This window comes from Stenotrophomonas sp. GD03794 (genome assembly GCF_029842145.1).
Taxonomy (GTDB): domain Bacteria; phylum Pseudomonadota; class Gammaproteobacteria; order Xanthomonadales; family Xanthomonadaceae; genus Stenotrophomonas; species Stenotrophomonas riyadhensis.
Map to the genome: position 1 here is coordinate 77,610 of NZ_JAOCFV010000012.1, position 16,315 is coordinate 93,924.

General features: G+C 68.1%; 13 protein-coding genes. 4 read left to right on the forward strand and 9 right to left on the reverse strand.

What is annotated here, in order from left to right:
- Positions 1–25 precede the first annotated feature (25 nt).
- The 5 genes from N5D91_RS09055 to N5D91_RS09075 form a co-directional block, all read right to left on the reverse strand.
- Entirely contained in the window at positions 26–1,096 is a 1,071-nt protein-coding gene (locus tag N5D91_RS09055; RefSeq protein ID WP_110711684.1) for a sensor domain-containing diguanylate cyclase, read from the reverse strand.
- A 117-nt stretch (positions 1,097–1,213) separates the two neighbouring features.
- Positions 1,214–1,936, reverse strand: a complete 723-nt coding sequence (locus N5D91_RS09060) for a pseudouridine synthase (RefSeq protein ID WP_032128352.1) — start codon at positions 1,934–1,936, stop codon at positions 1,214–1,216.
- A 34-nt stretch (positions 1,937–1,970) separates the two neighbouring features.
- Complete coding sequence (locus N5D91_RS09065; RefSeq protein WP_180854205.1) at positions 1,971–3,635, reverse strand: diguanylate cyclase; 1,665 nt, start codon at positions 3,633–3,635, stop codon at positions 1,971–1,973.
- A 110-nt stretch (positions 3,636–3,745) separates the two neighbouring features.
- A complete protein-coding gene (locus N5D91_RS09070) occupies positions 3,746–6,166 on the reverse strand; it encodes an EAL domain-containing protein (protein ID WP_180854204.1) in 2,421 nt (806 codons plus the stop codon).
- A 227-nt stretch (positions 6,167–6,393) separates the two neighbouring features.
- The gene (locus tag N5D91_RS09075) at positions 6,394–8,340 is read right to left on the reverse strand and encodes a DEAD/DEAH box helicase (protein WP_032128355.1); all 1,947 of its coding nucleotides are present in this window, start codon (positions 8,338–8,340) and stop codon (positions 6,394–6,396) included.
- Positions 8,341–8,608: 268 nt separating this feature from the next.
- On the opposite strand from N5D91_RS09075, the gene N5D91_RS09080 reads away from it, so the two are divergent.
- Positions 8,609–8,830 (forward strand): RNA-binding S4 domain-containing protein, encoded by a 222-nt coding sequence (locus N5D91_RS09080; protein WP_010486399.1) that lies wholly within the window; start codon positions 8,609–8,611, stop codon positions 8,828–8,830.
- 25 nt (positions 8,831–8,855) lie between these two features.
- On the opposite strand, the gene ubiM is transcribed toward N5D91_RS09080, so the two are convergent.
- The 4 genes from ubiM to N5D91_RS09100 form a co-directional block, all read right to left on the reverse strand.
- Positions 8,856–10,034 (reverse strand): 5-demethoxyubiquinol-8 5-hydroxylase UbiM, encoded by a 1,179-nt coding sequence (ubiM, locus tag N5D91_RS09085; protein WP_110711681.1) that lies wholly within the window; start codon positions 10,032–10,034, stop codon positions 8,856–8,858.
- A gap of 80 nt (positions 10,035–10,114) precedes the next feature.
- Complete coding sequence (locus N5D91_RS09090) at positions 10,115–10,504, reverse strand: MAPEG family protein (RefSeq protein ID WP_164162539.1); 390 nt, start codon at positions 10,502–10,504, stop codon at positions 10,115–10,117.
- 11 nt (positions 10,505–10,515) lie between these two features.
- Positions 10,516–11,061 carry a DUF4019 domain-containing protein gene (locus tag N5D91_RS09095; protein ID WP_180854203.1) on the reverse strand — a complete coding sequence of 182 codons (546 nt, stop codon included), beginning with the start codon at positions 11,059–11,061 and terminating at the stop codon, positions 10,516–10,518.
- 58 nt (positions 11,062–11,119) lie between these two features.
- Positions 11,120–12,283, reverse strand: coding sequence for a hypothetical protein (locus N5D91_RS09100; protein WP_110711678.1), 1,164 nt, complete (start codon positions 12,281–12,283; stop codon positions 11,120–11,122).
- Between the two features lie 411 nt (positions 12,284–12,694).
- Between N5D91_RS09100 and N5D91_RS09105 the strand changes: the two genes are divergently transcribed.
- The 3 genes from N5D91_RS09105 to N5D91_RS09115 all read left to right on the forward strand — a co-directional run bounded on the left by N5D91_RS09105 (position 12,695) and on the right by N5D91_RS09115 (position 16,241).
- Positions 12,695–14,173 carry a DNA-3-methyladenine glycosylase 2 gene (locus N5D91_RS09105; RefSeq protein WP_110711677.1) on the forward strand — a complete coding sequence of 493 codons (1,479 nt, stop codon included), beginning with the start codon at positions 12,695–12,697 and terminating at the stop codon, positions 14,171–14,173.
- Positions 14,170–14,661 carry a methylated-DNA--[protein]-cysteine S-methyltransferase gene (locus N5D91_RS09110; protein WP_110711676.1) on the forward strand — a complete coding sequence of 164 codons (492 nt, stop codon included), beginning with the start codon at positions 14,170–14,172 and terminating at the stop codon, positions 14,659–14,661. Before N5D91_RS09105 ends, N5D91_RS09110 begins: the two co-directional genes overlap by 4 nt.
- 329 nt (positions 14,662–14,990) lie before the next feature.
- Positions 14,991–16,241, forward strand: coding sequence for an ectonucleotide pyrophosphatase/phosphodiesterase (locus N5D91_RS09115; RefSeq protein WP_180854202.1), 1,251 nt, complete (start codon positions 14,991–14,993; stop codon positions 16,239–16,241).
- Positions 16,242–16,315: the final 74 nt, after the last annotated feature.

The following is a 16,315-nucleotide window of genomic DNA, read 5'->3' on the forward strand; positions in this document are numbered from 1 at the left end:
GTTCAGCGCGCGAGTCGCCGGTGTTTCAGCCCGCCAGCTCCACCCGGTTGCGGCCATTGCCCTTGGCGCGGTACAGCGCCTTGTCGGCACGGGCCAGCATCGCGTCCACGCTTTCACCGGCGTGATGCTGGGCAACGCCGATGCTGATCGTGACCGGGAAACCCAGCGGAAGATCCGCCACGGCCAGGCGCAGGAATTCGCATTGCAGTTCGGCCGTGCGCAGATCGGTGCCCGGCATCACCGCCACGAACTCTTCGCCGCCATAACGCGCCGCCATGCCACGGCCAGCGAAATGCGAGCGCAGCAGCACGCCCAGCTCGGCCAGCACCCGGTCGCCGGTGGCATGCCCCTGGAAATCGTTGATGTGCTTGAAATGGTCGATGTCGAGCAGCGCCACGCAGGCCACGCCCGGTTGCCCATCGATCTCCACCACAGCCTCTTCCAGCGCCGCCGCCATCGCGCGGCGGTTGGGCAGGCCGGTCAACGCATCGGTGCGGCTCTGCTCGGCCAGGTCGGCATTCTGCGCCAGCAGCACGTCCTGGTACTCCGACAGCAGGCGCTCGTAGTCATCGCGTTCCAGCATGTGCTTCTGGATGTCGAGCGCGAAACGGCGCAGCTCCATCACCAGCATCACCTGCCGTGACAGTGCGGCCAGTGCCTCGGCCTTGTCGCTGGGCAGGTGCTGCGGATGTGCATCGAACACGCACAGCGTGCCCAGAGGCAGTCCATCGGAACTGATCAATGGCGCACCGGCGTAGAAGCGGATGTGCGGGTCGCCGGTCACCACCGGGTTGTCGTGGAAGCGGATGTCCTGCAACGCGTCCTCGACCACCATGATTTCCTGCGGCTGCAGGATGGCGTGGCCACACATCGATTCGCTGCGCAGGTTCTCCGCCGCGTCGATGCCCTGGATCGACTTGAACCACTGCCGTTCGACGTCGATGAGGGTCACCGCCGCCATCGAGGTACCGCAGACCGCCTTGGCGATCGCCACCAGGTCGTCGAATGACTTCTCGCGCTGCGAATCAAGGATCCGGTAGCGGTACAGCGCCTCGAGCCGAAGGGCTTCGTTGGCAGGCTTGTCGGGCTTGATCATGCAGCGTCACATTCCGGCAGGTCACTGCGGAGTCTAGCCGATGTAGAGCCGAGCCCATGCTCGGCTGCACCCGGACAGAAGAGCAGCCGAGCATGGGCTCGGCTCTACAGAAGCCGTTTACCAGTCCAGCTGCTTGGGCAGCAGTCCCTGCAGCTCCTGTTCAGTCAGGTTGCGCCACTGGCCCGGCTTCAGCGCACCGATCTTGATGTTGTCGATGCGCACGCGGCGCAGCTGGGTCACCCGATAGCCGAACTCGGCCGCCATCAGGCGGATCTGCCGGTTCAGTCCCTGCTGCAGGGTGATGCGGAATCCGAACTTGGCGATGCGCGAGGTCTTGCACGGCAGCGTCATCTGGTCGTGGATGCGCACGCCGCGCGCCATGCCACGCAGGAACTCGTCGGTGACCGGCTTGTTCACCGCCACCAGGTACTCCTTCTGGTGGCCGTTCTCGGCACGCAGGATCTGGTTGACGATGTCGCCGTTGCTGGTCATCAGGATCAGGCCTTCGGACTCCTTGTCCAGGCGGCCGACCGGGAAGATGCGCTGTTCATGGCCGACGAAGTCGACGATGTTGCCCTTGACCGAGGTTTCGGTGGTGCAGGTGACGCCCACCGGCTTGTTCAGCGCGATGTAGACGTGGCGGCGGGCGCCGGGCTTGCGTGCGACGCGCGCGCGCAGTGGCTGGCCGTCGACCAGCACCTGGTCTTCCTCGCCCACCACCGCACCGGTACCGGCCGCGTGGCCGTTGACGGTGACGCGGCGCGCGGCGATCAGGCGATCGGCCTCGCGGCGGGAGCAGAAGCCGGTGTCGGCGATATGTTTGTTGAGTCGGGTGGTCATCGCCCTATTATCCGGCATCGCCGCCCGCTGCGCTTCATGCCGGGGCCGGCGGATCGAGCTCTTCGCCGTCGAACACCCGGTTGCGACCCGCCCGCTTGGCCACGTACATGGCATGGTCGGCCCGCCGCAGCAGCGCGGCCAGATCATCCTCACCCGGCCGCCACTGCGCCAGTCCGATGCTGGCGGTCACCTCCAGCCCCGGCACCTGCAGCGCCCGCCCGGCCTCGGTGATGCGCTGGCGCAGGCGGTCCAGCCGCGCCGACGCCGCCTCGCGCGGCATGCCGGGCATCAGCAGCAGGAACTCCTCGCCGCCCATCCGCACCACTTCGTCCTGGCTGCGCACCGCAGCGCGCAGCGCGCGTGCCACCGCCACCAGTACCTGATCACCCACGGCATGGCCGTGACGGTCGTTGATGTCCTTGAACAGATCGATATCGAGGAAGCCGATCACCAGCGGGCCGCGCTCACGGTCAACCTGTGCCAGGTGACGGGCCAGCTGCTGCAGGCCGGCGCGGCGATTCGGCAGTCCGGTCAGGCCGTCGGTTTCGGCCAGCTGGCGCAGTTCATCGCGCTGCTGGCGCAGCCGGCCCAGCCGCTGGTTCATGGCATAGGCGGCCATCATCAGCAGCCAGGTCACCGACAGCTGCAGTGCTTCGACCCGGTACTCCAGCAGCCATTCCGCACGGCAGGCATCGGCGATGATCAGGACCAGCATCGGTGCCAATGCGGCCAGTCCAGCCTGCGCCCAGCGGTCGCCGCGCCAACGGGCCCATACGCCCATCAGCAGTGCCAGGCCACACCCCAGCAGATAGGACACCTGCAGGCCCTGCGCGACCCAGGCCAGCTGTTCCCAGCGCAGCCACGGCACCAGTACGGCCAGCGCCAGCAGGCCCCACAGCACGGTCGCCTGCAATGGCCGCGATCGTGGCCATACGCGGTCACCGCCGTTCAGCCGCCACAGTGCCGGCAGTACCAGCGCCTGGGTCGCAGCGGTCAGCGAGAGCAGCCACCAGGCCCCGCGCTCCCCCACCGGCAGCCACGGCTCCGGGTAGCCACTGAGGCCGCCGAGGATGGCCTGCCACAGCACCAGCACCGTGGTGCCGGCAACGTAGACCAGGAAACTGCGATCGCGCGTGGTCAGGAAGGCCATCAATGCCGACAGCGCCAATGCGATCGCCACAGCGATGCAGGCAGCACGCATCAGCAGGCGGGCGGTGTCGTTCTGCTGTACCGGGCTGGGCGCGCCCAGCCGCAGGGTCGGTACCCAGCGCGCCTTCAGCGGCGTCTGCCAGGAGACCAGGAACGGCGCGTGGCTGCCCGCCGGCGGCACCGCAACCAGGCCGATGCCTGCGCGGAAGCGCGAGTCGCGGGTGCGGGCGTCGTGCATGTTGCCGCAGATTTCGCGGTCGCCGTGCTGGACCCGCACTTCGCCGGCAAAGACATTGAATACATCCAGCGCCTGTGGCTGGCCCGACCAGCCTTCCTGCGGAGCCGGTACCAGCACCTGCTGGCGGGAACCGGACAGCATCTGCGGCGTGCATGCTCGATGTGGGGTCGGTTCGTCGGTGGCGCCCCCCACCAGCAGATAATCGCGGCCCGACACGGCCACGGCGGCCTGAAGCGGCCACGGCATCGCCAACCACACCAGCAGTACGACCAGCACCGCTCCTGTTCCGTACTGCCACTGCCTGACGCCCACGCCACATCCTGTTCCTGCTTACGTCCGCGCCCACTGCGCGTCGCCCCTGGCGCGCATTATCGCAGCCGGACGTGCGTCGCACGTGTAGACCAAAGTCGCCGCCAAGCCATTCAGCCAGCCCCCTGCGGCCCTTTCACCGCGACCAGCCGCACCGGGCGCAGATCGGCCAGGGTCATCCGTTCCAGCGGCTGCGGCCGCTCGATCGCGTAGCCCTGCAGGCCCTGCACACCGAGCCGGGTCAGCGCACCCGCCACTTCGGCGGTCTCCACCCATTCGGCCACCACCTCCATCTGCAGCTCACGTCCCAGCTCGCTGATCGCGCGCACGGTGGCGTGGCTGACCGGATCGGTATCCATGTCGCGCACGAACGCACCATCGATCTTCAGGATGTCGGCCGGCAGCTGGCGCAGGTAGCCGAACGAGGACAGGCCGGAGCCGAAGTCATCCAGCGCCATCCGGCAGCCGCGCGCCTTCACGGCGTCGATGAACGCCCGGGCCTGACTGAGATTGCTGATCGCTGCGGTCTCGGTGATCTCGAAGCACAGCTTGGAGGCCAATGCGCGGTTGCGCTCGAGCAGGTCGCAGACGAAGGCAAGGAACCCCGGTTCGGCGATCGACTGCGCGGACACATTGACGTTGCACAGGCCCAGCTGGCGCACGTGCGCCGGGCATACCTGCAGGTGGCGGAACAGCAGCCCGAGCACGTGCCGGTCCAGCGCCACCGCCATGCCGTATCGCTCCACCGCCGGCATGAACTGGCCGGGCAGATGCAGGCTGCCATCGGTACCACGCATGCGCACCAGCACCTCGTAGTGCAGGTAGGACGGATCGCCCACGCGGGCGATGCGCTGTGCATACAGCAGCATGCGGTTTTCGGCCATCGCCAGGCTGACGCCCTGCAGGCGCTCGGCCTCCTGCCGCCGTTCCTCCAGCGCCATGCGGTTCTCATTGAAGCAGTGCACGCGGTTGCGCCCGGCCTGCTTGGCCGCATAGCAGGCGCTGTCGGCGGCACTCATCAACCAGTTCACGTCCGGCGCATCGGCACTGACCTCGACCACGCCGATGCTGCAGCTCAGCTGCGGACTGCCCTCGCTGATCGGGAAGGTCGCCTGCCCCAGGTTGCGGATCACCCGTTGCAGCACGCGCTTGGCTTCGTCCTGGCCGGCATGGGCGAGAAACACCGCGAACTCGTCGGCACCCAGCCGGCCGACCCAGTCGCCATCACGCACCGCCGCCACCAGGTAATCGGCGAAACTGCGCAGCATCTGGTCACCCGCAGCGTGGCCGAAGCTGTCGTTGACCAGCTTGAAGTGATCCAGGTTGATGTAGCACAGCGAATGCGTGCCGCCCTCGCTGCGCACCTGCAGCAGCGAACGTTCCAGCAGCCGCTCGATCTCGCGACGGTTGATCAGGCCGGTCAGCGGATCGTGGCTGGCGTGATGCTCGATCTCACGTGCCAATGCGTGGTTCTGGCTGACATCCTCGATGATCGCGAACACCGACAGGCCACCACTGCTGTGCACGCCGGTACCACTCCAACGCCCCCAGACCAGGCTGCCGTCGCGGCGCCGGAAGCGCAGTTCGCTTGGCCGCAGCTGCCGGTCCCAGTCGATGCGGCCCACCCCATCGATGACCAGCTCGCCTTCCATCAGCAGGTCGTGCAGTGACATCTGCAGCAGCATGTCACGTCGATAATCGAGGATATCGGCCATCGCCTGGTTGGCTTCGATCACCTTGCCATCGGTGTCGAGCTTGAGCATGCCCACGTTGGCCTGGTAGAACGCCGCACGAAAGCGGCTTTCGTGCTCGGTCAGATCCTTGCCGACACGACGCGCCAGCGCCACCGCCATCAGGCTGATCGCCAGCACCGACAGGCCACCGACCACCAGCGTCGCGATCCGGACCATGGTGGCCATCCTCAGCAGCGCCTGCGAGAACGCCTGGGCCTGCACCTGCAGGCGGCGGTCGAGATCCCGCAGCTGCTGCAGGTAGCGATTGCGGTCGGCCACGGGCAGTTCACCTGCCGCATGCCTCCGTTGCAGCTCGGCGACCAGGGCCTGCACAGCCTCCAGATCACCATCGGTCTGCCGCCACAGTGCAGTGGCTTCGCGGAATGCTCCCAGGTCACGGGCGTAGCGGAACGAGAACACCAGGCGCGGAATATCGGCGCGCGCGTTGCCGCCCTGCAGGAAACCCTGCCGGGCCTTCTCCTCGTCCGGTACCGCCTGTTCCAGCGCCAGCCGGGCCTGCAGATCCCCCAACGGAATCCGCAGGGCCTGGCGCGCGTCATCCAGGTCCTGCGCATCGCCACGCGCCAGGTAGCGGCTCAGCGCAGCGGTCGCATCCTGCTGCCCCCGCGACCAGTAGCCCTGGCCGGCAATCCAGGCCGTCGAGGCCGCCTGCAGTTCCTGGATCAACGCGGACAGCGCGACCAACCCGATCGCCATGCCCGTCAACAACGCAAAGCGCAATCCCAGGCCACGGGTCATCGGCACCCGCCGGCTCTGCTGGTCCGTGCCACTTCTACCCATCCCGGATCCCCCCGAATGTGCTGCGGTGACAACCTCCCTTGGAACCGGCCCAGCCTATGACCGGCAATGTGTTTGCCATGCGAAAAGGGGACGGAGGGGATTAAGTCGTTTTCGGCATAAGCGCACTGCCGGGCATAAACGACTTAATCCCCTCCGTCCCCTTTTCCAGGCCCATAACGGACAACGCCAGCCCGGAGGCTGGCGTTGTTCAGGACCGCAGGTGCGGCTTAGAAGCTGCGCGGGCCGCGCGGCTTGAAGCCGTCACGACGCGGCGGGCGGCTGTCGCGGTCACCGCCGCGGTCGCCACCGTGGCCACCCGGACCGCCCGGGCCACCGCGACGCGGGCCACCCGGGCCGCCCGGGCCACGCTTGTCGAAGCGCGGCTTGAACGGACGCGGGGCCGGGTTGGTGTCTTCACCCGGGGCCAGCGCACGCATCTGCAGCTGCTGGCCGGACACCCACACCTTCTGCAGGTGCGACAGCACGTCCGGCGGCATCTGTGCCGGAAGGTCCAGCAGCGAGAAGTCATCGTGGATGTCGATGCGGCCGATGAAACGGCTTTCCAGGCCAGCTTCGTTGGCGATGGCGCCGACGATGTTGGCCGGCTTCACGCCGTGCTGGTGGCCGACCGAAATGCGGTAGGTCTCCATGCCCTGCTCCGGCGCACCACGCGGCGGAACCTCGCGGCGCGGGCGCTGCTCGAAACCACCTTCGGCGTCGTCACGGCGCGGGCCACGCTCGAAGCGCGGACCACGCTCGTTGCGGTCGAAGCGATCGCCACGTTCCGGGCGGTCACCACGGTCGAAGCGTTCGCGCGGTGCGCGCTCTTCACGCGGGGCACGCACCGGCGGCTGCAGCAGGAACGGGGTGTCACCCTGCAGCATCTTGGCCAGCGCGGCAGCCACTTCAATGGCCGGCACGTTCTGCTCGTTCTCGAAACGCTCCAGCAGCTGGCGGTAGAAGTCCAGGCCACCGGCGCCGAGGGTTTCGCTGATGCGCGAGGTGAACTTGTTGATGCGGGTGTCGTTGACCGCTTCCACGCTCGGCAGCTGCATCTCTTCGATCGGCTGGCGGGTGGCGCGCTCGATCTGGCGCAGCATGCCCTTCTCGCGCGGGGTGGCGAACAGGATCGCCTCGCCGCTGCGGCCGGCACGGCCGGTACGGCCGATGCGGTGCACGTAGCTTTCGGTGTCGTACGGGATGTCGTAGTTCAGCACGTGGCTGATGCGCTCCACGTCCAGGCCGCGGGCAGCCACGTCGGTGGCGACCAGGATGTCCAGCTTGCCTTCCTTCAGCATGGCGATGGTGCGCTCACGCTGGGCCTGCTGCATGTCACCGTTGATGGCCGCAGCGGCCAGGCCACGGGCCTGCAGCTTGCTGGCCAGTTCTTCAGTGCCGGCCTTGGTACGCGCGAAGATGATCATCGCGTCGAACGGCTCGACTTCCAGGATGCGGGTCAGCGCGTCCAGCTTGTGCATGCCGCTCACCCACCAGTAACGCTGGCGGATGTTGGCCGAGGTGGTGGTCTTGGCCGCGATGGTCACTTCCACCGGGTCCTGCAGGTAGGTCTGCGCGATGCGGCGGATCTGCGGCGGCATGGTGGCCGAGAACAGGGCCACCTGGCGCTGCTCCGGCAGCTTCTTCAGCACGGCTTCGACGTCGTCGATGAAGCCCATGCGCAGCATTTCATCGGCTTCGTCCAGCACCAGCGTCTTCAGCTCGGACAGGTCCAGGGTGCTGCGGTCCAGGTGGTCGATCACGCGGCCGGGGGTACCGACCACGATGTGCACACCGCGACGCAGCGCCGACAGCTGCTGGCCGTACGGCTGGCCGCCGTACACCGGCAGCACGCGGAAGCCCGGGATCTTCGACGAATAGGACTGGAACGCCTCGGCAACCTGGATGGCCAGTTCGCGGGTCGGTGCCAGGATCAGGGCCTGCGGCTTGATCTGCTGCAGGTCGATGTTGGACAGTACCGGCAGCGCGAAGGCAGCGGTCTTGCCGGTGCCGGTCTGGGCCTGGCCCAGCACGTCGCGGCCTTCCAGCATCGCCGGGATGGTGGCGGCCTGGATCGGCGACGGGGTTTCGTAGCCGATGGCGGTGACCGCCTGCATCACGGGCTCGGACAGGCCGAGCTGCGCAAACTGCAGCGGCGCTTGGGAATCTTGGGACATGGGGAACTCCGAAGACACTGCCGTCTTCCTGGCAGTGCGATAAAAAAGGTGATGGTCCGCGCTTTGGGCGCCCTTCTTATCGCGTGCCCTGGCGCTGCTCGGTCGGAGGAGATTTCACTCGCTCAGAGCGGAATGATACCGCATTGATCCTGAACAACGCGTACAGCTTTCCGTGCGCGTGCCGTCATGCCCCGCGCTGGCGCACAATACGCGCCCTCTTCCCCGGCCCGGCCACTGGCCTGCGCCCTCTTCCCAGGAACCCCGCTCCATGCAGATTCTCGAATTCGACCTCGACGGTGACTACGTCGAACTCAAGCAGCTGCTCAAGCTGGCCGACCTGGTCACCAGCGGCGGCGAGGCCAAGATGGTCATCGGCGATGGCCAGGTGCGGGTCGATGGCGAAGTCGAACTGCGCAAGGCCTGCAAGATCCGCGCAGGCCAGGTGGTCGAATTCGCCGACAGCCAGATCCGGGTGCTGGCCGCCGGATGATCTGAACGGGCTGATCTGAACCGGTTCAGGCCACGCGCTGGGTCAGGTGTGAGGCGATCAGCTGCCTGAACGGTGCCACGCCTTGTGCCAGACGCAGGCCCGCCGCGCGCAGCAGCCGCGCCGGGCGACGATCGTCGGTATACAGGCTGGCGATTGCATTGGTGGCCTCGTACAGCGGCCGCGACGCCAGCCGGTGACCACGCTGGTAGCTGGCCAGCATGCCAGCGGCGGCAATGTCGGCACCACGTCGCTGCTGCGCGACGATGCCCTGTGCGAGCCGCTGTGCGCTGGCCAGTCCCAGGTTGAAGCCATGCGCGGTGACCGGGTGCATGCCGACGGCGGCATCACCGATCAGCGCCGAACGCTCGCCGACGAAACGGTGCGCGTACACACCCACCAGCGGATACGCCTGCGGCGTGGCCACCGGCTGCATCCGGCCCAGGCGGTGCTCAAAGCAACCGCTGATGGCCTCACCGAAGGCCACCTCGTCCATCGCCAGCAGCTCCTCGATCTGCCGCGGCGGCAGCGTGATCACCGCCGATGCCTGGCCCTCGTTGAGTGGCAGCAGCGCCATGGTGCGGCCGTAGCCGAACCATTCCCAGGCAGTGTGGTGATGGTCGCGCTCGACCTGCATGCGGCACACCAGCATCGACTTGCCGAAGTCACGCATCTGCGCACCGATGCCGAGCATGCGGCGGGTGGCGGAGAAGCGGCTGTCAGCGGCGACCAGCAGGCGCGCGTGCAGTTGGCTGCCGTCATCGAGTGTGACCACGTGGCCCTGCGCATCGGCCTGCACGCCCAGCACCTTGCGCCCGTCGAACAGTTCCAGGCCGTCCTGCCCCTGCACGGCATCCCACGCAGCGCGGCGGATCAGATGGTTGGGTACCAGCCAGCCCAGCGGCTGGCCGTCGACCTGGCTGCTGGCGAAGGTCAGCGCGAACGGCGAGCCGCCGTTCATCACCTTGGCATCGCGCAGTTCAGCGACTTCGGCCTGCGGCAGGCGCTGCCACAGCCCCAGCTGCTCCATGCTCTGCCGCGAGGCATGGGTCAGCGCGATCTCACGGCCATCGAAGGCGGCTTCGGCCAGGGCCTGGCGCGGTTGAACTTCGACCAGCCCGACCTGCAGGCCACTGCCGGCCAGCGCGCGTGCGAAGCACAGACCCGCCGGTCCAGCGCCGACCACCACCACGTCCATCCTGCGCATGCGCGCCTCCTGCCGTTGATTCAGTCCGGGCCAGCATAGCGCCGCGCACCTGACCGGCCTTGATCTGGATCAGGCCGGGATCACAACAACGCGAACACCAGCGCCAGGATCGACAGCAGCGACACCGCCCAGACCAGGCTGCGCACGTAGGGCACGCCCGCGGCATACAGCGGCAGGTAGACCACGCGCGCCCAGAAGTAGGCCTGCGCGGCCAGCGCCGTGGTGTCGTTGCCGCGCCCGGCCACGACCACTGCGATGGCGGCGGCAGCGAAGAACGGGAACGTCTCCAGGAAGTTGGCCTGCGCCCGCTGCAGGCGACCGGCCAGCGCGCTGACCGGCTTTGCATCGCCATCGCGTGCCGAGGCATTCCACTTCATCCCGCGCTCGCGGGTGACTACGGTGGAGGTAGCGAAGATGTAGACAAAGCCCAGCAGCACCGACCAGGCCAGCATCGTCAGTTCAGTTGCCATCGATCATCTCCTCAGGGTGCCGACGCACGCAGGCTGTAACCGGCCAGGCGCCACACCTGGTCCTCGTCGAAACGGAACGAGACGAGCTCGCGTACCGGCTGCGCGCTGTTGGCGAAACGGGTCGGGAAGCTGACGTTGATGTACAGCCCCTCCGGCACCGCGGCACCGGCGCTGTACTTGACCCGGGTGATGGTCGGCTGGCCACGCCCGGCCAGCGCGCCCAGGCGCGTGCGCTCGGCAGTCAACTGGCTGACGAAGGCGGCCTTCGGTACTGCGCGGCGCGCGACGGCCGAAGCGCCATCCCACAACTCGCCGGCGCGGTTGGCATCAACCAGCTGCGCGGCCTTCACTGCGGCCGCGCCCATTTCCGCATCCTGCTTCTGCACCTGGGCCTGCTGCGCGGCGGTCAACGCCGGAGCGCCGGCCGTGGCCGGTTTCGCAGCCGCCGGCGATGACGGGGCCGGACGCGCGGGCGCCGGGGCGGGCGTGGCCGGCGCAGGTGCCTGCGCCAATACAGTCAGGGGCAGCAGGGACAGCAGCAGGAGCACGCGCTTCATGGACACCGCCGGTTCTCGGGAAAGAACCGCAGTCTACGCCAGCGCAGTGAGCCGTTCGTCAGCGCGCGTGGGCGCTGCCTTCCACCGCCGCCGCATCGGCCTGCGCAGCCGGCGTGCCGGTTGCGGCCGGGGCCTGTTCGGCCACCGGCGGCGGCTCGGACGGTGCCGGCGGCAACGTCGCCACATCGATTTCCGACAGCGGGCTTTCTTCCGGGCACACCGCATCCGGGAAACCGAAGCGCTGCTTCAGTGCCTGGCCGCAGCTGTTGATCGATTCCATGTCGGCGCCTTCGCGCTTGCACTGCTGGTCGAAGGCGATCAGGAACGCGTCCTTGCGCTGCACGAAGTCATCGCCGCAGGCGCGCATCTGCTTGATCCGTTCCAGATCGTCCTGCACCGCGTTGGTGCCATCCAGACCGTACTGGCGTAGTTCGTCCGGCGTCAGCAGGCGCAGGCTGCGGTTGGGCACCGTCATCATCAGATCGGCCACGCCCACCGCCACGCCGTTGCGCTGCAGGTAGTCCTTTACGTTGTCGTAGACCTCGTGCAGCTCGCGGTTGAGCTCGGCGCGCGAGGTGGCCTTGGAACTGATGCGCATCATGCGGTGGATGCCGACCTTGCCCGACAGCAGGCGGTTGTCACCGGCGGCCAGCACGAACACGCACGCGCTGTGGCAGATCGAGCCTTCGCGCACCCAGATGGTCCAGCCCGATTCACCGATGCTGTCACCGGCGACGATCGCCGATTCCACCTGGCCGCCGCTGGAGTCCAGATCGAGGATGCGCTTGTGGATCTTCTGTTCATCGGCGACCACGGCAAGTCGCCACATCATTTCGGCGAAGCCCGGATTGATCTTGCCGGCGTAACGCACACGCATCAGACCACGCTCGGCACACGGCGCCAGGGCCTGGGCAATCTGCTCGCGCTGCAGGCCCTCCAGCTCGACGCCATCGCCCGCCTCACCGGCGTACTCGGTACTGCAGCTGACCCAGGCGCGGCCATTCTCCAACTGCGCCTGCGGCCACGGCCGATCCGCCCGGCTGCGCGGCGGCGCCGGCGGTGGCGGTGCGTCAGCCGCATTGATCGACACCATGTTCTCGCCATCGCTGGCCGGCGCCCGCGCCGCCTTGTCGGCAGCGGTCACATTGCCCGGATTCTCCAGCTGACTGCAGCCCGCCAGGGCCAGGCACAACAGGGGCAACCAGCGGAATTTGGCGGACATCGGGCAACCGGGATTCATGGGAGCAAGAGCCACAGTCTACCCGTCCAGGGCGCGCATTCAGCGCGTGGCACTGAACCCCTTCTGACCCTTGGGAAAAAAGCGTGCCGACCAAGGTCGCCACCCACCAACAGCATTGCGGAACGCCGTCCCAACAGGTCGCAGGAACCTGTCGAAGGCGGGGTGGGTCCGGTTGCAGGGGCGTGAGCGCCATGGATGGCGCGACCGAGCTTACAGGGACGTACTTGCAGCGCCCCCTGCAACCGGACCCACCCCGCCCACCCGCAGGAAGCCCGCTGTTGCTGATGCTCTGGCCTCGGCGGGTGCAGGGCTGCAAGCCCTGCCAGAACCCCCTCCAGCATCCATGTCCGAATCCGGCGAGTATCCCCGCCCGCACACGCCTAGACTGGCGCCATGGACACCGCCCTCGCCCTCGACACCGCCGCCTGCGACCGCGCCCGCCTGGCCCGCGACGCACGCTTCGACGGCGTGTTCTTCACCGCCGTGCGCAGCACCGGCATCTATTGCCGCCCCGTGTGCCCGGCACCGCCACCGAAGCCGCGCAACATCACTTACTACCCGACCGCGGCCGCGGCTGCGGCAGCCGGTTACCGCCCGTGCCTGCGCTGCCGCCCCGAGCTGGCACCGCAGGCGCAGCAGGCATTGGCCGGGCAGACCGTGCAGCGCGCACTGGCCCTGATCCATGGCGGCTTCCTGCAGGAGCAGCCCGTCGCGGACCTCGCAGAGAAGATCGGCCTCAGCGCGCGCCAGCTGCAGCGCCTGTTCGTTGAACATCTGGGCGCAACGCCAGGGCAGATCCACGCCACCCATCGGCTGCTGCTGGCCAAGCAGCTGCTGACCGAGACCACGCTGCCGGTGACCGACGTCGCGCTGGCCGCCGGCTACAACAGCCTGCGCCGTTTCAATACGGCCTTCCTGCAGGGCTGCGGCATGGCACCGACCGCACTGCGTCGCCAGCACCAGCCGCTGGCCGCCGACGATGGCTGCCTGGTACTGCGTCTGGCATACCGGCCACCGCTGGATTTCCCGCGCATGCTGGCCTTCCTGCACAAGCGCAGCCTGCCCGGCATCGAGCTGATCGGCGAAGACAGCTACCAGCGCGTGCTCGGCACGCCGGAGCGCCCCACCCTGCTGCGCGTCACCGCCGACCCGAAGCGCCCGGAACTGCGCCTGCAGCTGGGCGCGGTCGATCCGCGCCTGATCCCCGACATCGTGCGCCGCGTGCGTCGCGTGTTCGATCTGGATGCCGACCTGCAGCAGGTCCACGCCGCACTGGATGAGGAACCCTTGCTGGCGCGTGGCATCGCCGAGCGCCCCGGCCTGCGCGTACCCGGCGGCTGGGACGGCTTCGAGGTCGGCGTGCGCGCCGTACTCGGCCAGCAGGTCACCGTTGCCGCAGCCACGACCTTTGCGCGGCGACTGGTCGATGCTTATGGCGCGCACCTGCCGGGCATGCCGTCGGAATTCGATCGCCAGTTCCCCGCCCCCGAGGTGCTGGCTGGGGCGCCGCTGGAATCGATCGGCCTGCCGCGCAGCCGCGCCGCCACCGTACGCGCACTGGCCGCCGCCTGCGCCAGCGGCCAGCTCGACTTCGAGCCCGGTCAGGCATTGGAGGAATTCGTTGCGCGCTGCGTGGCACTGCCCGGCATTGGTCCGTGGACCGCGCAGTACATCGCCTTGCGTGGCCTCGGCCAGCCCGATGCCTTCCCTGCCGGCGACCTGGTGCTGCAGCAGGTCCTCGGCCACGCACAGGGCCAGCGCCTGAGCGAACGCGCGACCGAAGCGCGCTCGCAACCCTGGCGGCCGTGGCGCGCCTATGCCGTGCTGCACCTGTGGCACCTGTCCGGCACTTTCGTTGGAGAACCGACATGACCCTGTTGTTCGATCGTTTCGACAGCCCGATCGGCGTGCTGACCATCGCCGGTGACGAGCGTGGCCTGTCCCATGTGCTGTTCCCGGAGAACCGCCACCCGGCGCGCGGGCGCGACGACTGGCACTACGCGCCGGATGCACTGCCCGAAGCGCGCGAACAGCTGCTGCAGTTCCTGCACGGTGAACGCTGCAGCTTCGACCTGGAGCTGGCGCCACGCGGCACGCCGTTCCAGCTGCGGGTGTGGCAAGCGCTGGCGTTGATTCCGTTCGGCGAGACCTGGAGTTACCTGCAGCTGGCCCAGCACCTGGGGCAGCCCAGCGCGACCCGCGCGGTGGGCGCGGCCAATGGCCGCAATCCACTGCCGATCATCCTGCCCTGCCATCGCGTGATCGGCAGCAACGGGGCACTAACCGGCTTCGGCGGTGGCCTGGAAACCAAGGCCGCGCTGCTGCGACTGGAACAACGCCAGGCACCGCTGTTCGCCTGAGAGGGTTGGCCCGGCTGCGCCCGGCACCCGCAGAGGCTAGAGCAACAGCAACAGCGGGCTTCCTGCGCGGACCCACCCCGCCTTCGACAGGTTCCTGCGATCTGTCCGAACGTCATTCTGCGCGGCTGTGGGTAGATGTCGACCTTGGTCGACACGACAGATACACGCCATGCGTGGATGGAAGCATCAGGAATATGTCTGGAGAAAAGCCCCCTTCTTGTTGAAGGGGGCGCGCCGACAGGCGCGGGGATAAGGAAAAATGCGCGGACACGGCGCGCGATAGCGCGCCGTGTCTTGGGCGCGTCATTGCACCGGCTTATCATGCGCGGATGACTTCCGTACGCCTGACCTGCGCGCTGGCGCTGCTGCTGCCATTGGCCGCCTGCACCACCACGCCCGCCCCTACCGCCTCCGTTCCCACGTCCGTCGCTGCGGCCGCGCCGCCGAAGCTGCTGCTGATCTCGATCGACGGCCTGCGCGCCGACGCACTCGATCGCGGCCTGACCCCGAACCTGCAGCGCCTGATCGACGGCGGCGTGCGTGCACGCTGGATGACCCCGTCCTATCCCTCGCTGACCTTCCCCAACCACTACACCATCGTCACCGGCCTGCGCCCGGACCACCACGGCATCGTCAACAACAGCATGGACGATGAAGCACTGGGCCGGTTCGAGCTGAGCAACCGCGAAGCGGTCACCACCAGCGGCTGGTGGGGCGGCGAACCGATCTGGGTCGGCGCCGAGAACGCCGGGGTTCGTTCGGCCACCACCTCGTGGCCGGGCAGCGAATCGGAAATCCGCGGTGTGCGCCCGAGCCAGTGGCGCGTCTACGACGGCAAGGAACCGCTGGAGCAGCGCGCCGGCATCGTGCTCGATTGGCTTGCACAGACCGACGCCGATGCCCCCCGCCTGACCACGCTGTACATGGAACACGTGGACAAGGCCGGCCACAACTACGGCCCCGAATCGAAGCAGTATGCCGACGCCATCGTGCGCGCAGACCAGATCGTCGGCCAGGTGCTCGATGGCCTGCAGCAGCGCGGCCTGGCCGCGACCACCAACGTGATCGTGGTCTCCGACCATGGCATGGCCAGCGTCCCGGTCGGCCAGGTGATCTCCACCGAATCAATGGCCGCCCCGGCCATCGCGCGCAATGTCAGCCAGGGCCAGTCGGTGGGCTTCGCGCCGGTGGCTGGCCATGAGGCCGCCGCCGAGCGCGCCCTGCTCGGTCGTCACGCGCACTACGAGTGCTGGAAGAAAGAGAACCTGCCGCCGCGGCTGCACTACGGCACCCACCCGCGCATTCCCGCCATTGTCTGCATGATGGATGAAGGCTGGGACGCCCTGCATCAGGAAAAGATCGCCAAGCGAGACCATCAGGATCGCGGCTCGCATGGCTACGACAATGCCCTGCCCTCCATGCGCGCGGTGTTCGTGGCCAGCGGCCCGTCGTTCCGCCAGGGCCTGGTGATCGACGGCTTCGACAATGTCGACGTCTACCCACTGCTGGCGCACCTGCTGCAGGTGCCGGCCGCGCCGAACGATGGCAATCCGGAAACGCTGAAGAAAACCCTGCGCTGACGCTCCTGTAGAGCCGAGCCCATGCTCGGCTGGCCGAATGCAGCCGAGCATGGGCTCGGCTCTACATAGAATCG